The organism is Methylobacterium sp. J-030 (assembly GCF_022829545.1).
GTDB lineage: Bacteria > Pseudomonadota > Alphaproteobacteria > Rhizobiales > Beijerinckiaceae > Methylobacterium.
This window is the reverse complement of the sequence record NZ_JAKSYM010000040.1, coordinates 1-16837: the sequence shown is the minus strand read 5'-3', so window position 1 is coordinate 16837 and position 16837 is coordinate 1. Positions and strand designations below refer to the sequence as shown.

The following is a 16837-nucleotide window of genomic DNA, read 5'->3' as shown; positions in this document are numbered from 1 at the left end:
CCGCAACACCCGCAACCAGGGTGTCCTGGTCGTCAACGCCGCAAACCTCGTCCCCGCCTATTCCAGCCCGATCGGACGCCGCGCCGACGAGTTCGCCGTCGTCCGCGCCGGCCTGAACTACAAGTTCGGCTCGTACTGAGATCCGGTCGAGCTGCTCCTGGCATCCGTGCCGGGGGTCGCGGCGGTGGGCGAGGAGTAGTTGGTCCTCCTCACCGCTCTCCGCCGCCGAAGAGCAGCCGTCCGGCTGATCTTCGCATCCCCAGACCGATCAAACTGGCCGTAAAGTCGGCGACACCCTGAGAGCACCCGCTCCTGGGGTGTTTCTTTTTGCGAGCGATATCCGCGCGCTAAAGCTTGACCAAGGCCCATCAGAACGCGTCGGCAAAGTCGTCGGCAAGCCGGGCTGTAACGCCGTTCTCGATCAGCGGCTGACCATTGCCCTGGGCACTCCCCCCGTTACTCCTATTCAGCGGCTGATCGGACAGGTCTGGCTCCCCGGTCAGCGGCTGATAGCGCTTGCCCTCAGGGCCGAGGTGCTTGCCCGCCTCGTACCAGCGCCGCGCGAGCCAACGGTTGAGACGGTCCCGCGGCGCGACGGCATCCGTATCGAAGGCGGCCCGCGTCTCGGCCCTGTCGAACAACGCGCGCTTCAAGAGACCTACCATGGTGCCGCGCAGGCGATCCTTGACCGCCTGGTCGGTCTTCGGGTCGCGGTAGATGAGCAGCACGGCGTGGTAGGCAGCGCGGTTGAGGTCGTCGGCGCTGGGGGCGTTCCGCTTCTTGCGCGCAGCGGTGCTCCTGGCCTGCGCCTCAGCGTGCTTCCGCTTGCGGCGGAGGGTGTAGATATCGTCGTTGTCGGACATGGTCTCGGGTCCCTCGTGGGGGGACCTCAAGCCTCCGTCCGGGGGACGAAAGTCGCCATGCCGAAAACGCCGATCAGCGGTCGATTTATTTTTGTGCTCGAAGCTGTTTTTCGGGCTCCCGGCCCTTGCGACTTTCCCGCTGCGCCCGCCGTCGGCACGACGTCGTGCTGAAATCGATCACCGGGGCAGATGCCAATCGACACCGCCCCCGCTGACCCCCGTCTTGAGCGCATGCCTGCCGCCGGACAAGCTACCTTCTGCGTCGATTGCCATGGCGAGGGTCTCAGGGGCCTCCGAGGGCGGTCGGTGGCGAGACCTTGATGATTGCTAGATAATATCTTATAGTCGTTTGACTATAGGAATGCGCCATGCCCGATCGGCCCGAGTCAGCGCGCCAAGTCGTCTTCGTCGCCTCCGCGCGGCGTGACATCCAGGCGATGCCCGCCGAGGTCCGGCGCGAGTTCGGGCAGGCGATCTTCGAGGCCGAGTGCGGCGGCAAGCATCCGCACGCCAAGCCGCTCAAGGGCATCGAGGCCGTCGAGGTCGTGACGGATTTCGACGGGGACACGTTCAGGGCCGTCTACACGGTGAAGCTCGCGGGCTTCCTCTACGTACTGGACGCCTTCCAGAAGAAATCAACCACCGGCCGGAAGACCGCGACGGTTGACCTGGATCGGATCAAGACGCGACTCGCTGCCGCTAGGGAGGATCACAAGCGCAGGACGAAGACCCGGGACGCTGGCTGACCCCGGCGATGCATGCCCGAGAGCAAGGTGTTCACCTGACGATCACGGGCCATACCCTCACACCTGACGAAAGCTGATCGCCAATGTCCGACACGCTCGTTCTGACCGCCAAGCGCCGCCGTGCCGCCAAAAGCGCTCGTGTCACCGTGGTTGCCGACACACTGAATGTCACCCTTGATCTCGCTGCCCCTGGTCAGCCAGCCGAGGCGCCGATTGAGTTCGAGGCCGGCAGCGGGAACGTCTTTGCTGATCTCGGTCTGCCCGAGGCGGGGGACGAGGCTATCAAGGCGCGCCTCGTCATGCGTCTGCACGCCGAGATGGACCGCCGGGGGCTCAATCAGACCGAGTTCGCCAAGGTGCTCGGGGTGAAGCAGCCCGATGTGTCCAACCTGCTGCGCGGTCGCGTGCTTGGCTTCTCGCTGGAACGCATGTTCGAGTTCACGCGTGCACTCGGCGACGACGTGGAAATCACCTTGCGCCCATCGAAGGTTGAGCGCCGCGGGCGCATGTCTCTGAAGGTCGCCTAACAAAGCATCAAGTGGCGGCCCTATCCGCACGTCGGAGCCGCGTAGTCTGGAGAGCGAGAGATGGCAGAGAACGACCCATTCGCCCGCCTCGAAGCTGGCTTGGCGCAGCCCATGCCGGAGAAGGTAGGACCTCTGAAAGATGAGGAGATCATCCAACAGGAAGAGAAGCACTTTGCCGACCTGTTTGATGGGATCAGGAAATTCGATACCGTCCTTCAACGCAATGGTGACTGGAATACTCGGTTTTCTTGGCTCAACGTTGATAGTGATCGCATTGCCCATGGCCAGATCGACATCTTCAGAAATGGACACGTGGCAAAAACTGTCCCGCTATTTTTCCAGGGTAAGGGTGTCTGGTTCACGGACCCCGAATTCAAAAAGGTCACGCGCCAGGAGAAGGAGCACGGGGGCTGGATTGCCGACGAACTCGATGAAATCAAGAGTGCTTTGTCTACCTACATTCAACATGTTGTACAGGATCACGGCTAACCGCTATCAATGAGGGCATCACAGTTTGTTTGATACCTGTCGCGCTCGCTCAGCTTCCTCACCGGCCACAGCCTCGACGGCCGCGATGACGTTCTCCAGTTCGGAGACCTGACGCAGCGCGCTTCCGGCCGGTAATCCAGTGTGCTCAGCCATCGCCAGAATGAGCATACGCTGCTGCGTCTTGAGGCGTTCAAGGAGATCGTTCAGCTTGTCGGACATGAGCGGGCTGTAGCCGCGAGGCTAGATCTCGACAACCTCGACAGCCTGCTACCGCTCTAGCCGGTAGATCACACCGTCAACCATCTCGACCCGGTAACCCATGTCTATGAGCGTGTCGTGGGCCAACTCCGCAGCCGTCGCGCACCCGCTAGCCTCGGCCTCCATCTTCGCCCTAATGTCGCGCATCTCAAGCACCGAAGGGATGCCGTGCGCGACGTGATGATCCTCGATCAGGGCGAGGGCTTTGACGATGGTGGGATCCATGGCCGGCTCTAGCCTGTCGCTGTCGGACCGGACAACCTCCCCATCTCGACAGCCGCGCTTCCTGCGCCCATCTTGGCGGGATGGCCTTGCCGGACGCGCCCGAGAGCCGGGAGAGCATGTCGTAGGTCGCGCTGCGGCCCGTCAGCTTCACCTCATTGTACGCGTTGGCCAGCTTTTCGAATGAGCCCACCGCAGCGTCCGCAGAGCCTCCAGACCGGGCAACGGCCGCCCCGAGCGACGAAAGGGCCTCAGGGGTCGTCTCAAGCGATTTGGCGAGCCGTCCAAGGGCAGCATCCGCCTGCGTGATGTCCCGCACGAAGTCGCCGACCGCCTTGCCCGCCGTAAAGACCGCATAGAGCTTCAGAACGTTGCGGATCACAGAGCCGAGCGAGTTGCTGATTTTGTCGTGAGCAGCCTCTACCGACTTCGCGTGCTTGATTTGCTCCCGCTCAATCTCCTTCAGCTCTTTGATGGTCTCGCGCTTCATGCGCTCGAAATCTTGCTTGTTCGAGGCGACGACGCGACCTTGCCCGAGGCTCCGTTGCTTGAGCCCGTCATGGGCCACCGCGTCGAGGTGAAGGCCGACATCACCGCCAAATGGAGCCCGCACGTGAAGGTCTGTCAGATCCTCGGCGCGCCCGTGACGGCGCGCAAGCTCGGCATCGTCGGAAGTGATAGCGAGGAAGCCGAAGATACCCCTGCCGGATCGCCGGGCTATGTCACCACCGACATGCTCATAGATGCCGATGCGCGCAGAGCCGAGAAGGAGACGCCCGCCACGGCCGAGTTCGAGGCCCAAGGCGATAACGAACCAATACCTTCTTCTCCGGCTAGGGCCGATCTGGCGCGCGAGACCTGCACTTCATCGGATCCCGAGCCAGCCGGGGCCGAAGGGGAGTCGCAGAACGCTACCCACTTATCGCCGGAGGTCGAAGGTGGGGCCGTCACGATCCCTCCTCCGTCTCGGCCGAGCGCCCGACGCCAGCCCGCACAGAAGGTCCACACCGATCGGCGTACCCCTCAACCGGCCAAGCCTGCGCGCCGCCCCGTGGCCGAGCGCCGTGCCGCCGTCGAGGCCCTGTTGATCGAGGGCCTGTCGGATCGGGAGATCGCCCGGCGCGCTGGCGTGTCGCCCTCAACGGTGTCTGCCGTCAGGAAAGGCTAGGAAGCCGCCAGAATTGGCGCGTGAGGCCTTTGGTCTTTTTTCGCAAGGGGGCAGGGGTACGGGATTTTGGCCGTTGCCCGTCCTGAGCTAAATCTGGCGATCTGTGGCGCTATCCGGCGATACCCCGCGGTCGAGGCTTTGCGCGGCGTCCCAGGTGAAAACCGCGATCCGCCCGGCCGGGGCTCCGCGATGACTGCGTGAGAAAACTCTTCGTGCGGGGTTAGCCGCTGGCCTCGTGTCGCGGCTTCTAAAAACCCTCGCGACACTGCCTCCGGAAACTCCGGAAATTCTCGCGATGACTGCCTCTGAAAACTCAACCGCCGGTCCCTTTTTACGGATACGGAAAACTCAGCTGGAGGATGCGAGCTTCCGGGCCCATAGATTTCCGCCGTTATTTTAACGATGAGGCGACCCCTTTTTTACGGCTACCGAAAACTCCGCTTTACTAGATCGGGCTTGTCTAAATCGCTCTACTTTAGAAGCTCGCGGAGTGTTGATACGGCACAGCCGAGATCACCGGCTTTCCGCCGGATCATGTATAACTCAGAGGGCCTTGTGGAGCGGCCCGCAGCTTGGATCGGTAAATGTCCCGTCAACGTTGGCCAACGTGCCCGCTACCCTTTTTAGGTGTCCGGGTTGTCCGGGTTGCCTCGCGCGCGTGGGCGTACTGCTCCGAGAAATCGGGGCCTCGCGCGTCACGCGCGTATTGGTCCCGAAACCCCACCCGGTCGTGGCCTCCACCGAAAGCCGATGTCGCGATCTGTCAGGCTAGGGTCAGGCGCAATCCATCATGCCGGGTCAAGGTAGACTAGGCGCCGCGACCTTGACGGCCTCCCCCTACGCATCGGGGAGCGCCCGGCACAACCATCTGATTTCCGTTGATTGTTTTCAAACTTGGACATGGTGCTGGCGCCCGAGATCATCAAAGCCAGGTCCAAGTGATCGGCCTTGACCCCCGTCCCCTCCGATCGGCTCGCGTGCCTGCGCGTACTGTGCGCTAAACTCGGCCGGGCATTGCTACTCATCGCTACTTTAGCAAAGGGCAGCCCTCGCGCGTCGCGCGCGTACTGGGCCCGAAACGGCGACCGAGACCAACATTGACCAACAGGCACCGCCTGGCCTGAACCTCAACATCCTTCAACAGGGCAGCGGCCACACAAGGGGAATATCGGGCGGTATTTTAATCGGGGCCGTCCCGAGACCCCGCGCAATATTTCCCGTTTTTTTATTCGGTCCTCGCCCGCGCTCACCCTTTGATTTCCGTTGATTGTTTTTCAGTTCGGGGCTTGGCCCGCGCCGGCCCTTTTGCGGCGTTCGGGTTGTGCGGCCTCGTCCATTTTGGACACCCGGCATGCTATCGGCCGAGACAGCTAAGATGCTGACTTGCAAAGCCTTTGCGGACTCCATGGCTCATGTGGCAGCCTCGCGCGTGCGGGCGCGTACTGGTGACGAAACTCCCGGCCGAGGTCAGCAAATGTCAACAGCCCGCGCCGGCTATCAGCCCTCTAGCTGCCCCGGTACTGGTCCCCTATTGCCCCTGCACGATGCCGGCACACGCCCGACACAACCCCAGCACGGAGGCGGCGCGCTCCCAGCGATGCACAGTCTGTCCGTAGCCTCGCGCGCGGGCGCATACTGCTCCGAAAACTCGGCTGCGAGCTTAAGGAAACTGAAGCGCCGAGGCAGCCCGCAACCTTAACAATCCATAACAGGCGGCTGCATCTCGATCACAACAGGCCACAACAGGCACCAGCCCTCGCGCGGGCGCGCGTGCTGCTGGCGAAACGCAGGGGGTGGCGTCTCACCACCCCCTTTTTATAGGCGGGAAAAACCCTCGCGTGCATGCGCGTGCGTATTGGGCCCGAAACCCGCCTCCGATCACTAAACATCACTATTTTATTGATGCACGGGTACACGCTTGCCGTCGAAGTGCCGTCTAAGCAGTCGCCGCACGGGCGCTGCATCGGCTCTGCGCTACACCGCCCTCGCCGCTCCGGCTGAACGCCGAACGGCACAGGGCCTAACCACGTCGTCACGGGATCCGGCCCGCTCCCTCATCATGGGCGCATCGTCACCGACCCGTCGTCGGGATCGACCGCCTCAACCCGAGGGCCACCGATCTCGATCACGCCGGCCACATCGTCAAGCCCACAGTTAGAGGCCGTCGCGAGAACGTCGCTCGACCTGGTGGGCAGGACGGGCAAGAGATTGCCCACTAGCACGGACACCACGGTCACTCGCATGGTCGGGTGAAAGGGCAACCCATCCCGATCGCGCTCGAAGGCTGACACGACGTTGTCGGCGATCAGAGGCGCGAACTGCTCAAGATCAGGGCTCGGCATCATCTGCGTTTGCCTACAGCAAAAGGTCCAGATCAAGATAACCTATTGCATTTTCTCACGCGACAACAGATTGTGCGGTCTTCTCTAAAACCAGGTGCACCGTGAGCGAGAACGTAGTGACCATCAAGGCTTCGGCCGTCGATTTCATTGATCTAACGGCGAACGTCGTCTCGGCCTACGTGTCGAAAAATTCTGTCCGACCCGGCGACATGGCAGAGCTTATCGCCAACACGCACGCTGCACTCAAAGGGCTTGGCCAGGGCAGCGCTCTTGAACAAGCAGCCGAGAAGCCGACGCCCGCCCAGATCCGGAAGTCGATCACCCCTGACGCCCTGATCAGCTTCATCGACGGTAAGCCGTACAAGACGCTCAAGCGCCACCTCACCGGCAACGGCATGACGATCGAGCAGTACCGCGAGCGCTACGGGCTGCCGCGGGACTACCCAATGGTGACCACCAGCTACTCGGCGCAGCGCTCTGAGCTTGCAAAGAGCGCCGGTCTTGGAAGCCAGCGTCGTAAAGCGGCTCCGAAGGCTGCCGAGGCAGCGGCAACCGTCTCCGACAAGCCGAAGCGGGCCGGACGGCCGCGGAAGGCGAAGGATGCCGCCGAGGTATAGGACGCTTGCGATAGGGCATCCTGCCGAACCTTCGCCGCACATCGCGGCGAGGGTGCACGCCTGTGCAACGTAGCTCAGGCAGAACAGCAATGAGACGCTCGATCCTAGCCGCGATAGCTCTTGTGGTTCTCGCCACCGGCGCGCTCGCGCAGAATGCGCCGGTACCCATGGAAAGGCCGGCAACTGGTTCAGGCCAGAACGACGACACGATGACGGATGTCGATCCCGAGGTGCTGGCGCGTTGCAAGCGTGAAGCTGCTCAGAAGAAGCTCAAGGGCTCAGAGCGCGCGACGTTCATGAACGCGTGCGTCGAGCCGGAGGATTGACCAGCGTCGAGCCGAACTGCTGCGCTTCCCTGCTGGCGTGCATCATGACGAAGTGGACGCGCTGAGCCTCATCGACCAGTTGCTCGACAGGGTCTGGACCCCGTCGGCGCCCGAGCCCCGAGCCGACGACTTCCCGAATGACCGCTACAGCAAGCGCCGTCTCCGGACGATGCAGATGCTCCGCGGGTCAGCCTGAGCGGAGTGAGGGCGCGATAGGCTAATTGATCGACCTCTCAATCTTTGAAGACCGCGCCTATTGCGGATCGTTTCAAGTCTATCACGTCTCTGCTTATGTCAAATTTCAACATAAGTTATAATAATTTTTTCAGAAATATAACAAATTTAAAATTATGCGTCTCAACCGTATGCAACGTTGGCATGTCGATGCCGAGGACCAACGGCTTTGGCACCGCCTGCGCTGGCGATATTTTCTCCTCCCGAGCCGCCAGCGCAGGCCTCCTGTTTGGAGGCATCTGACATGGCCTACAGTGTCAGGATTGATCGCATCGGGAAGGCTGGTGTGCCGCGCAGCGTGCCCCGGATCTACCAAGCGACGGATGAGGCGGACGCTCTCATGATTGCGTTCTACGAGGTCGACGGAAGCACGCCTGATCGTCCACGCGTGGCTACCGTCACCGATTCTTCAGGGCGAATGCTGTTCACCTATTCTGGTCGCGCCAATACGGCTGTTTCGACGTGACCGGGAAGGAGCGTCAGGATCTGGGGCCCCACGACCGTGAGATCAGAGTCCTCGTCGGCATGATGCTCGCGTTCCAAGGCGCGTTCTTAGCGGTCGCGATGCTGTGGCTGTGAGTTCGTAATCAGAGCCGCGGCCCCTCGCTACGCCCCTACAGAAACCCGCTCCCCGAATGTCCCTTGAAGGCGTTCGCCGGTGAATGGCCCCGACGACCGTCCGGCGGATCCCAGGGATCGGACTGATCCGCAATCAGAGCTACCAACTGCTAGAAAGGCGCTATCTCGCTTCCATCATGGAGGCATCTTGTTGTTATCTAGCGCCTATCATTCGGTCAGATTTCTATCTGTTGTCGAACGCAGCTACTGCCATCTCTAGGGCTTCGGCGATTGTGATCCGACGATGATAGGCGATCCGGCGTAGCGCCTCATGAGCCTCCGGCTTGATCCTTGTGGCGAACGGCTCCCGGCCGGTGCGCCGAAGTGTGCGTCCGTCGATCTTGCCCGGGTCGAACGCGGCCGCTTCTGCCGGCGGATGTGGGCTGGGTACGGCCGCCGCCTCTGTTGACACGTCGACTGGTGCGGCAGGCATAGCTTCCAGCGTGGCAGGCAGGGTCGGCGCGGCCTCGGGCTGTACTAGGGCAGGCGCTGGCGGAGAGGCCTCAGCGGCCGCGTCTATTTCTTCATCCTGATCCTGAGCAGCCATCATGCGGGCGACCGCTTCGGCATCCATAGCGGCCTTATTGCGGGGCTTTGCGGCCATCACAACGACTCCAGACGAGCGCGAACCGCAGCAGCGAGTGCTGCGAACTCAAGGCCAGACGGGGACTCGGCGGGCACGGCTTCACCCGCAGACAGGGCGTCGGCCACGATAGCCTTCAGGGTGATCGGCGGCGCTACTGGCTCAGTCAGGCCAGCTAGCGTGCCGACAACATCCCGGCCGGATCCGGTTCGCCGATCAACGCGCGATGGGACCACGAGGATGTCTGGCCGGCCTCGCCCGCCAGCCTTCCGATGACGGCGCACGATCCCGACCGTCTCGGCCGCGCCGCGGATGTCGAGCATGGAGGCGCCGACGGGGATCAGTGCCAGATCAACGATCGCCACGACGGCGCCGAATGCGGCACCCAGCGCGCCAGGCGCGTCGATCACTACGAAGTCGGCACCCTGTGCCCGCACGGCCTTGGTCCAGGCTGCCACCGCTTTTACCTCGACCTCTTCCAAGAGCTGAGCCACAACCGGGAAGGGGAGCAGGCCCATATCGCCGACCGCGACGGCATGACCGGCCGGATCAGCGTCAAGGACGACAACCTTCGCACCCCCTCGGACCAGTACGGCCGCGAGGTTCAGTGCGATTGACGTCTTCCCGACGCCCCCCTTTGTCGATGCCAGACCAATCAACTTCGCCATGCAGCAACCTGTCTGAACGATAGCCGCTATCTGTTCGCAAGACAGTTTCTTTCTGGCCGCCATCACACGGGCAGATTACGGTTAACGTCACCTTAACCGTGACTATCAACCTCCGCTAGAACCCGCCTCACCTGAGCAGCCGACCATGCTCCGCCACGGGCTGCTGGGATGCCTCGCACGTTCAGCGCCGCCGCGATCTGACGCAACGATACCGCGCCCTCGGAGCGCACGGTCGCGATCACCGGCGCCAGATCCAGCACGCGCTCCGCTGCTCGCCGTCCCTGTTGTGCCCGGCTGCGTGCTTGGCCGACCTCCCGGTTCGACAGGTTCTCTGGCTTACCCAGGCGCACGCCACGGGCTTTGGCTGCGGCCAAGGCCGCCTTGGTCCGAGCCGAGATCATCTTGCGCTCCGCCTGGGCGACCACGGCCATGATGCCCACCACCAGTTCGTTCGCTTCCGGCATGTCGGCCGCCACGAACCGGACGCCAGCCTTCTGCAGGTTGAGCAGAAACGCCGCATCACGGGACAGGCGATCGAGCTTGGCGATGACTAGCGTAGCTGCGTGCAGTCGACAGAGCGCCATGGCCTCGGCGAGGCGAGGGCGGCTGTCCCGGGACCCGCTCTCCACCTCGACCAACTCAGCCACGTGTCGCCAGGCGCCACCGGCCAGGAAGTCGGCGACCGCCCGACGCTGCGCCTCAAGCCCTAGCCCGGACCGGCCCTGCCGCTCGGTCGAGACCCGCAGGTAGGAGATAAAGGCGGAAGTCATGCTGATTTCGCGGGGTGTTTCGTTCGGTCGAACGAGCGTTTTACCGAATGAAACACCCACCCGCGATGGCGCCGCGGATACACCGAGGCTTCCCCGCGGCCGAGTTCGCGCCTATCTCAGGATTATCCGCCGCGGGAGCGGTCGGGGTGCGCGAGGCCGGGCGAGCCGTGATGATATGGCCGCCCGGCTGATGCACCACGGGGCAAGCTCCTCACCTCGTTCAAACGTGCAGTCAGAGGCAAACTGAACCGGTGAGGGTTCTGAAGATTGCCTCATTGAGATGAGCCCCATCATCGTCATCGCCACCTCCGCCGGTGGCCTCGGTCCGCTCCTGCAGATCGTCGAGGCTCTGCCCAGCACATGCCGCGCCTCCGTGTTCATCGTCCAGCACATCGGGACGCATCAAAGCAGCCTCCCCGACATCCTGGCCCACCGCGGTAGCCTCCCGGCAGTCTTCGGCCGACATGGCGCGGTGATTGAGCGTGGCCATATCTACGTCGCGCCGCCCGATCGGCATATGCGATTGCGCTTCGGTTCGATCCTCCTGGATCGAGGGATCAAGGTCCATTTCGCGCGACCGGCCGCCGACCCCCTGTTCATTTCCGCCGCCGAAGCCTACGGCGAGCGCGTGGTCGGGATCGTGCTCAGCGGCGCGAACAGCGACGGCGCCGAGGGGATGCGAGCGATCACGGCGCATGGTGGCCTCGGCTTGGTGCAGGACCCGGGAGAGGCAGAGTTCCCGGATATGCCCTTAGCCGCGGTGAAGCGTGATCACCCTGCGGCGCTCCTTACCAGCGACCGGCTCGCCGAGCGGGTTGCCACTATCTGTGTCGGTCGCTGAATTGCAGGAGACGACGGTTGATCACGGCATAGTCTGAGGCGGGCACGATGCATCGCACCAGCCGCGCAGAAATCCCAACCCAAGTTTGAATACTGCGCCAACGTGCCTTCTATACCCGGGGGATCGGTAGCTGCTGAGAGACAGGCGCTGCCGACTGGGAGAGACGTGTGCTTCCGCCTGTTCCGCTAGGCGATGCCACGATGGCTTCGAAGATCCCCAACGCCCTCCTCCCGCTTATCCGCAAGCTGGAGAGTGTCACACCCCTCTCGCAGGACGCGCGCGACGCGATCGAACGCCTGCCGGTCCGGGTTCGAACCTTGCCAGCTCGGCGGGACATCGTCCGTGACGGCGATCTTGCGACCCAGTGTACGGTCATCTTGGAGGGCTGGGCCCACCGCTACAAGTTCCTGAGCGAGGGACGCCGCCAGATCTTCTCGTTCCATATCGCGGGTGACATCCCGGATTTGCAGAGCCTGCACATCCCGCTGTTGGACCATAATCTCGCGACGCTGACCCAAGCCACGGTGGCGTTCATCCCTCACGAAAGCCTGCACGACCTCACGGCTCGCTTCCCGAGCATCGCGGCCGCGTTCTGGCGCGATACGCTGATCGACGCGGCGATCTTCCGGGAATGGCTGATCGCCATGGGGCGCCGCCCCGCGTTCGAGCACCTCGCTCACCTGTTCTGCGAGCTGTACTCGAAGCAGGAAGCAGTCGGCTTGGCTGGTGACCACCGCTGCCCCTTACCGATGACGCAGACCGATCTCGCCGATGCCACGGGTATGACGAGCGTCCACGTCAACCGCGTGTTGAAGGAGATGCGCAGTTGCGGGATGGTCACGCTGCACCGGCAGACGCTGGTGGTGAAGGCGTGGGATGAGCTTATCCGCGCCTCTGAGTTCGACGCGGCCTACCTGCACCTGCAGAACCGAGTGGCCGGGTGAGCCTGTATCTCCAGCCTGTGCGGGTCGCCGCCAGCGGTGACGACACACACGGTCAGCTCGTGTTCGCTGACGGCTTCCTCGTGGCGGTGCTGGTTCGGCTCTCTGACCAACACGGTGCCGACGTGGGCTTTTGGTTCCTGGAAGCCGGGTTCGGCCTGACCGCGGGGATGAGCGCTCCCCTGTTCTTGGACCTGGCTGCGGCTCAGGACTGGATCGTGCGGCACCTTGGCACCAAGCGAGGCCGCGGGTAGCTCGGGCCACGGGGGAAAAACTGTCAGCGTCAGCGCCACGAAGATTGAAGGACGCCCTCGGGACCGCCGATGCCGGCGGTCGATCCGGGGCCTACGTCGACTTCACTACGGCATGGAGCGCATGCCACTCCCCGACGAGATCGAGCGTTGCGGTGTAGAGCACCACCCCTGCCTCGTCCCGTACCTGCACCGAGAAGGTTTGGCGGTCCCTATCTGGGATCTTGTCGCGCGCCATATCCGGGAGCGCGTCCAATGCCGCGGTTCGGGCGCCCTCCGCGGTCGGTAATTCTATGCCCTCATCGTCCAACTGACGAAAATCGCCGTCATCCGTGTCAAAGAAGTAGAGTGGCATGGTATCTCTCGCTCACGGCGCGCTAGGGTAATAAATTTTCGCCGGCCAAATATCCCTGTGGTATGGGCAGACAGACCATAAAACTGTCAGACTGCGGGCTGATTTGTCGTAACTTGAGTTGCAGTGAGGCAGATTTATTTCGACCTCGGCGTGCGATGCAGGTAGTTCGCATTGAAGTCGCAGAACGCGCAGAGACGAGCGACATCGGGGATCCGAAGGTAGCGTCGCTTGAGCACGATCAGATTATCGAGCCGCATCTCCCGCAGCACGCGGTTCACATGGACGGGGGTCAGGCCGAGCATGTCCGCAAGATCATTTTGCGTGAACGGCATGGCGTAGCCGTCCCCCTCGGCCAGACCGACCGTCTGCAGGCGTAGCAGCAGCTCACAGAAAAGGTGGGCCGTGCGCTCGGGGGCCTCTCGCCCGGCGATGCCGACGAGCCACTCGCGCAGCACGGCCTCGTCGACCAGCGTCGCCCACCACAGGGCGTGCGTGATGTGGGGATGGTTCTTGGTCAGGTCGCGGATGGTGGAGCGCGGGATCTCCACCACCGTGCACGGCGTCAACGTCGCGATCGAGTGGTCCATCTCGTCCAGGATGGCCACGTGCAGGTCGCAGAAATCGCCCGGCACCATGAGCGCCGCAATGCTGCGTCGGCCACGCGGCAAGACCTTGTAGCGGCAGGCGAAACCGGAGAGCACGAGGTGCACGTTTTCCGGTCGGTCACCCTCGCAGGTGAGATCCTGTCGCGCCGGGACCTGCTGGGTGCGCAGGTTCAGCTGCCGCACCGTCTCTCGATCGGCCTCGGTCAGACCACCCGCGGAGCTGAGCTTGCGGATCAGGGTGTCGATCATTGCAGGCGACGCGCTGGTGAGCATTCCATTCGCCTGGGCCTGGACGGCGTATCACGGCCATAGAAGGGCCCTGAAACTACCTCTGGGTAGATACGTGAACTGTCTTCAGAACATTCACATATGTTGTGGATTTATTCGATCGTTAGCTTAGTTTGATTGCGGCCTAGCTATGCGTCGTTCTGGTCGCCGACATTCACTTTGTGCAAGTGAACGGAGGTCAATATTTAGGATCGACGTGCAAAAAACGCATATTCCTCAATGCGGACGTTGACGTCCTTTGGATAGGCCGCGGGCTATCTCTCGTCCGAGCGCCATCAGCAGCGCTCGGGCAGGCTGGAGAAGGCTCTGTAACCCCGTCGCTTCGACCGCCTCGTAGGCAGCTACACCATGCTCGGCGGCATCATCCAGCGGACCGTTAGCTCCACGCGTGAAGCGGCGCCGCCCGTCCGCCTCGACATCGGTGATGTCGATGACGATGCCGAGCGTAAATGTCCGCTGCTCTGCCTCATCGTAATAGGTTCGCCCTCGACACAGGACGCGGCGCACGCCGTGCACGTTCGAGTTGACGCGATGCTCACGGATCCGCACGTTCGGTGCCGAGACGGCCTGCCGAATCTGCGAGCGCAGCCAAGCGACATCGTCTGTATGCACGCCGGCGAGCGCATCGGCCAAGCTCAGGTCACGCCCGGCGAGGCTAGCGTCGCCCGCGAGCAGCTCTGCGGCGCCTACGCAGTAGCGTGCAGTCTGCCGCCGATGATCCCATTCCCATGTTCCAACGATGCCAGCCGCTGCCAGCGCGCGATCGCGCCGTTGTTCGCCGGAGTGGCCGGGATTAAAATCAGGGATCATCCATATGTCTCGAAATAAATCTCCATATTATCGGTTACATCAATCGGCAATGTAGGATTTTAACATATGATGTACAACGTAGATCATAGTTTCGATCCGGCCGTTGACTTAAAGCTTGGGCGAAATGCGGCCCCCAAGGCGTCGATATGAACGACCGCGACGACGATGGACACGCCCACCGAGCGCTAACGCAGATCGCTCGCGCCCTCAGCGTTCCGATCGAGACGTTCCTGGATCCTTTCCCTCACGGTGAAAACCAGCCACCAGAAGTGGATCAGGAGCGCGAGCTTCTGGAACTGTTCCGCAAGGTGAGGAGCGTCCAGTCTCGCAGGCGCTGCCTCGGCTTCATCCGCACGTTGGTCGAGCCGCCAGAAATCAGCACCGAGTAGCGATACCGCGGTGCAATTGGCGGAGCGCCGTCTTTATCCCTGCCGGACCATAGCCCAGCTCCGCCCTCGTTCCGCGGGATGAACTCGACGCTAGCGATCAAGGCACTAGCCCGACGAGCCCGCAGACTGCTAGGGCCGTGACGATCACGGTGAAGCCTGCCAGCGAGGTGGTGCCGCCGACCGGAGCGAGGATCTGTCGCTTCAACACCGTACCCCCTTCTTCGCGAACTCCCAGACCGGGATGCCCCACTGCTGTCCCTGCCCGTTGCGATAGCCGGCCGTCCGCTCGAACAGGATCCGGTTCGCCTCGACGTCTATGGCGGGCTGCCCCCCGACCATCAGCACGCCGCACCAATCGACGCGGATCGTGCCATGCTCCGGGTGAACCGCAAATAGCTCCTGCGCCGTCCAGCCGAGGCGATGGGCCTCCGCGCCGAACCGGTCGCAGAAGCCGATCGCGTTCTCGCGGATCGCCGCCCATTTCGCCGGCGCCAGATACCGGCAGGGCGAGACGTGCGGAGATAGGTTCTCGATGGCGCCGTGCCACATGGCGACGGGGTTCGGGATGAGGGTGGGGGCGGTGCTGGCTGACATACGGCCGAGCTACGGCAGGACGCGTCATTCGACCATGTGGCGAGACGCGCCAAGCGTCCAACCTATGTGGTCACGCTGCGCCGCCGTCGCGCAGTCGCGCCCCTCCCTCACCCACGGACGCCATGGCCGCCGAACGCCCGACCGTGGCCGACCTCCGCAGGGCCGGTACGATCAACAGCAGCGAGATCGTCGCGGCTGTCGACCTCTACATTAGGGATCCAGATACCGGTCCATATCGGTTCGCTAGTGGGCACAGCGTCGACATCGCCGCGGCGGTCGCAGCCTCGCCTGAGATCTCTGAACTCAAGGGCAAGCCCGGCTCGCAGGAGAAGACGTTCCGCAACGCCGTGACGGCCGCCGTCATGGCCGCTCACGTGACAAAGCTCTGATCCGAGGGCCTGGCCGAGCAGACCGCGAAGGCGACACACGAAATCTCAGGGCAGATCGCTCAGGTCCAGGCCTCGACCGGTCAGGCGGTCACGGCGATCGTGGGCATCACCGGACGGATCCGCGAGATCAGCGGCGTGGCGACCTCGATCGCCGCGGGCGTGGAGGAACAGGGGGCGGCGACACAGGAGATCGTGCGCAACGTCAGCCAGGCGGCGATGGGCACCAGCGAGGTGACACACAACATCGCCGGCGTCGCGAATGCAGCCGAGGAGACGGGTGCGGCCGCCAACCAAGTGCTCGGTGCGGCCTCGGAACTGTCGCGCCAGTCCGAGCACCTCGCGGCTGAGGTCGGGCGCTTCCTCGCCACCGTGCGCGCGGCCTGAGTCACTCCGGCTGCGGCTCCTACAACATGCTCAGACCGGGAAAAGTCATGGGCGAACTCCTGCTGATCACCGACGATGTCGCCCGTGGGCAGCGCCTGTCCCGGGATCTGGGCGCGCACGGGACGTGGCACGTTCACGATCTCTACGAGGACAAGCTGCCGGGACGGCAGCCCGATCTGATCGTCAGCGACGTCGAGACACTCACGTCCGACGCCCTCATTCGCCTGCGCCGCGTCTTGGCGGCGATGCGCGGCGGAGAGGTCCCGTACCTGTTCCTCGTGCACGGCAACGTCGCTCGCGCCGACGCCCAGGCCCAGATCTTGGGTGCGAGCGCCACGCTCAGCAGCACGGCCTGCACGCAGCAACTCCTCGACGCCCTCGGGCGCATGCACGTGCAGATCCAACCGATCCCGGCCAGTGTGTGGAAACAAGCAACCGAGGCCCGGCACTTCCTGAAGCAGGTTCTCTTGTCTGGCGCGCCGATCACGCCCGCTATGGCCGACACCGGCACCGATCTCGTGGCGCGTGCGGTCGGCGAGAGCGGCATCTACGATTGGGT

23 protein-coding genes and 3 pseudogenes are annotated in these 16837 nt (G+C 63.3%); 15 read left to right on the top strand and 11 right to left on the bottom strand.

Annotated features, from left to right (window positions below):
* Positions 1–139 (top strand): annotated as a pseudogene (locus tag MKK75_RS01530) (porin family protein); the annotation flags it as partial.
* Positions 140–368: 229 nt separating this feature from the next.
* Here the strand turns inward: MKK75_RS01530 and MKK75_RS01525 are convergent.
* Entirely contained in the window at positions 369–863 is a 495-nt protein-coding gene (locus tag MKK75_RS01525; protein WP_244040873.1) for a hypothetical protein, read from the bottom strand.
* Positions 864–1231: 368 nt separating this feature from the next.
* On the opposite strand from MKK75_RS01525, the gene MKK75_RS01520 reads away from it, so the two are divergent.
* The 3 genes from MKK75_RS01520 (at position 1232) to MKK75_RS01510 (ending at position 2625) form a co-directional block, all read left to right on the top strand.
* Entirely contained in the window at positions 1232–1609 is a 378-nt protein-coding gene (locus MKK75_RS01520) for a type II toxin-antitoxin system RelE/ParE family toxin (RefSeq protein WP_244040872.1), read from the top strand.
* An 83-nt stretch (positions 1610–1692) separates the two neighbouring features.
* Positions 1693–2136 carry a helix-turn-helix domain-containing protein gene (locus tag MKK75_RS01515; protein ID WP_244040871.1) on the top strand — a complete coding sequence of 148 codons (444 nt, stop codon included), beginning with the start codon at positions 1693–1695 and terminating at the stop codon, positions 2134–2136.
* Positions 2137–2196: 60 nt separating this feature from the next.
* Entirely contained in the window at positions 2197–2625 is a 429-nt protein-coding gene (locus tag MKK75_RS01510) for a hypothetical protein (protein ID WP_244040870.1), read from the top strand.
* A gap of 18 nt (positions 2626–2643) precedes the next feature.
* On the opposite strand, the gene MKK75_RS01505 is transcribed toward MKK75_RS01510, so the two are convergent.
* Complete coding sequence (locus MKK75_RS01505; protein WP_244040869.1) at positions 2644–2844, bottom strand: hypothetical protein; 201 nt, start codon at positions 2842–2844, stop codon at positions 2644–2646.
* Between the two features lie 48 nt (positions 2845–2892).
* Positions 2893–3108, bottom strand: a complete 216-nt coding sequence (locus tag MKK75_RS01500; protein WP_244040868.1) for a hypothetical protein — start codon at positions 3106–3108, stop codon at positions 2893–2895.
* A 406-nt stretch (positions 3109–3514) separates the two neighbouring features.
* Between MKK75_RS01500 and MKK75_RS36000 the strand changes: the two genes are divergently transcribed.
* A complete protein-coding gene (locus MKK75_RS36000) occupies positions 3515–4273 on the top strand; it encodes a helix-turn-helix domain-containing protein (protein ID WP_244040867.1) in 759 nt (252 codons plus the stop codon).
* A gap of 2057 nt (positions 4274–6330) precedes the next feature.
* Here MKK75_RS36000 and MKK75_RS01490 read toward each other — a convergent pair.
* Complete coding sequence (locus MKK75_RS01490) at positions 6331–6618, bottom strand: hypothetical protein (RefSeq protein ID WP_244040866.1); 288 nt, start codon at positions 6616–6618, stop codon at positions 6331–6333.
* 98 nt (positions 6619–6716) lie between these two features.
* Between MKK75_RS01490 and MKK75_RS01485 the strand changes: the two genes are divergently transcribed.
* The 3 genes from MKK75_RS01485 to MKK75_RS01475 all read left to right on the top strand — a co-directional run bounded on the left by MKK75_RS01485 (position 6717) and on the right by MKK75_RS01475 (position 8258).
* A complete protein-coding gene (locus MKK75_RS01485; RefSeq protein ID WP_244040865.1) occupies positions 6717–7232 on the top strand; it encodes a MucR family transcriptional regulator in 516 nt (171 codons plus the stop codon).
* A 122-nt stretch (positions 7233–7354) separates the two neighbouring features.
* Positions 7355–7558: a PsiF family protein gene (locus MKK75_RS01480; RefSeq protein ID WP_244040864.1), complete on the top strand. Its 204-nt coding sequence runs from the start codon at positions 7355–7357 to the stop codon at positions 7556–7558.
* A 478-nt stretch (positions 7559–8036) separates the two neighbouring features.
* Complete coding sequence (locus MKK75_RS01475) at positions 8037–8258, top strand: hypothetical protein (protein ID WP_244040863.1); 222 nt, start codon at positions 8037–8039, stop codon at positions 8256–8258.
* A gap of 336 nt (positions 8259–8594) precedes the next feature.
* Here the strand turns inward: MKK75_RS01475 and MKK75_RS01470 are convergent, their stop codons facing one another.
* The 3 genes from MKK75_RS01470 to MKK75_RS01460 form a co-directional block, all read right to left on the bottom strand.
* Positions 8595–9014 (bottom strand): hypothetical protein, encoded by a 420-nt coding sequence (locus MKK75_RS01470; RefSeq protein WP_244040862.1) that lies wholly within the window; start codon positions 9012–9014, stop codon positions 8595–8597.
* A complete protein-coding gene (locus MKK75_RS01465; RefSeq protein ID WP_244040861.1) occupies positions 9014–9661 on the bottom strand; it encodes a ParA family protein in 648 nt (215 codons plus the stop codon). Before MKK75_RS01465 ends, MKK75_RS01470 begins: the two co-directional genes overlap by 1 nt.
* A gap of 92 nt (positions 9662–9753) precedes the next feature.
* Positions 9754–10431 carry a recombinase family protein gene (locus MKK75_RS01460; RefSeq protein ID WP_244040860.1) on the bottom strand — a complete coding sequence of 226 codons (678 nt, stop codon included), beginning with the start codon at positions 10429–10431 and terminating at the stop codon, positions 9754–9756.
* Positions 10432–10711: 280 nt separating this feature from the next.
* Here MKK75_RS01460 and MKK75_RS01455 point away from each other — a divergent pair, with 280 nt between their 5' ends.
* The 3 genes from MKK75_RS01455 to MKK75_RS01445 all read left to right on the top strand — a co-directional run bounded on the left by MKK75_RS01455 (position 10712) and on the right by MKK75_RS01445 (position 12467).
* A complete protein-coding gene (locus MKK75_RS01455) occupies positions 10712–11272 on the top strand; it encodes a chemotaxis protein CheB (protein ID WP_244040859.1) in 561 nt (186 codons plus the stop codon).
* 200 nt (positions 11273–11472) lie between these two features.
* Positions 11473–12216 carry a Crp/Fnr family transcriptional regulator gene (locus MKK75_RS01450; RefSeq protein WP_244040858.1) on the top strand — a complete coding sequence of 248 codons (744 nt, stop codon included), beginning with the start codon at positions 11473–11475 and terminating at the stop codon, positions 12214–12216.
* On the top strand, positions 12213–12467 hold the full coding sequence (locus MKK75_RS01445; protein WP_244040857.1) for a hypothetical protein: 255 nt from the start codon (positions 12213–12215) through the stop codon (positions 12465–12467). The genes MKK75_RS01450 and MKK75_RS01445 overlap by 4 nt, the downstream gene beginning before the upstream one ends.
* A 91-nt stretch (positions 12468–12558) precedes the next feature.
* On the opposite strand, the gene MKK75_RS01440 is transcribed toward MKK75_RS01445, so the two are convergent.
* The 3 genes from MKK75_RS01440 to MKK75_RS01430 all read right to left on the bottom strand — a co-directional run bounded on the left by MKK75_RS01440 (position 12559) and on the right by MKK75_RS01430 (position 14522).
* Positions 12559–12819 (bottom strand): DUF6894 family protein, encoded by a 261-nt coding sequence (locus MKK75_RS01440; RefSeq protein ID WP_244040856.1) that lies wholly within the window; start codon positions 12817–12819, stop codon positions 12559–12561.
* A 134-nt stretch (positions 12820–12953) separates the two neighbouring features.
* Complete coding sequence (locus tag MKK75_RS01435; RefSeq protein WP_244040855.1) at positions 12954–13697, bottom strand: Crp/Fnr family transcriptional regulator; 744 nt, start codon at positions 13695–13697, stop codon at positions 12954–12956.
* Between the two features lie 231 nt (positions 13698–13928).
* On the bottom strand, positions 13929–14522 hold the full coding sequence (locus MKK75_RS01430) for a hypothetical protein (protein WP_244040854.1): 594 nt from the start codon (positions 14520–14522) through the stop codon (positions 13929–13931).
* 146 nt (positions 14523–14668) lie between these two features.
* Between MKK75_RS01430 and MKK75_RS01425 the strand changes: the two genes are divergently transcribed.
* A complete protein-coding gene (locus tag MKK75_RS01425; RefSeq protein WP_244040853.1) occupies positions 14669–14911 on the top strand; it encodes a hypothetical protein in 243 nt (80 codons plus the stop codon).
* 201 nt (positions 14912–15112) lie between these two features.
* Here the strand turns inward: MKK75_RS01425 and MKK75_RS01420 are convergent, their stop codons facing one another.
* Positions 15113–15505: a hypothetical protein gene (locus tag MKK75_RS01420; RefSeq protein WP_244040852.1), complete on the bottom strand. Its 393-nt coding sequence runs from the start codon at positions 15503–15505 to the stop codon at positions 15113–15115.
* A 122-nt stretch (positions 15506–15627) separates the two neighbouring features.
* Here MKK75_RS01420 and MKK75_RS36270 point away from each other — a divergent pair, with 122 nt between their 5' ends.
* The 3 genes and pseudogenes from MKK75_RS36270 to MKK75_RS01410 form a co-directional block, all read left to right on the top strand.
* Positions 15628–15894 carry a hypothetical protein gene (locus MKK75_RS36270; RefSeq protein ID WP_409567497.1) on the top strand — a complete coding sequence of 89 codons (267 nt, stop codon included), beginning with the start codon at positions 15628–15630 and terminating at the stop codon, positions 15892–15894.
* A gap of 3 nt (positions 15895–15897) precedes the next feature.
* Positions 15898–16278 (top strand): annotated as a pseudogene (locus tag MKK75_RS01415) (methyl-accepting chemotaxis protein); the annotation flags it as partial.
* Between the two features lie 47 nt (positions 16279–16325).
* Positions 16326–16837 (top strand): annotated as a pseudogene (locus MKK75_RS01410) (metal-dependent phosphohydrolase); the annotation flags it as partial.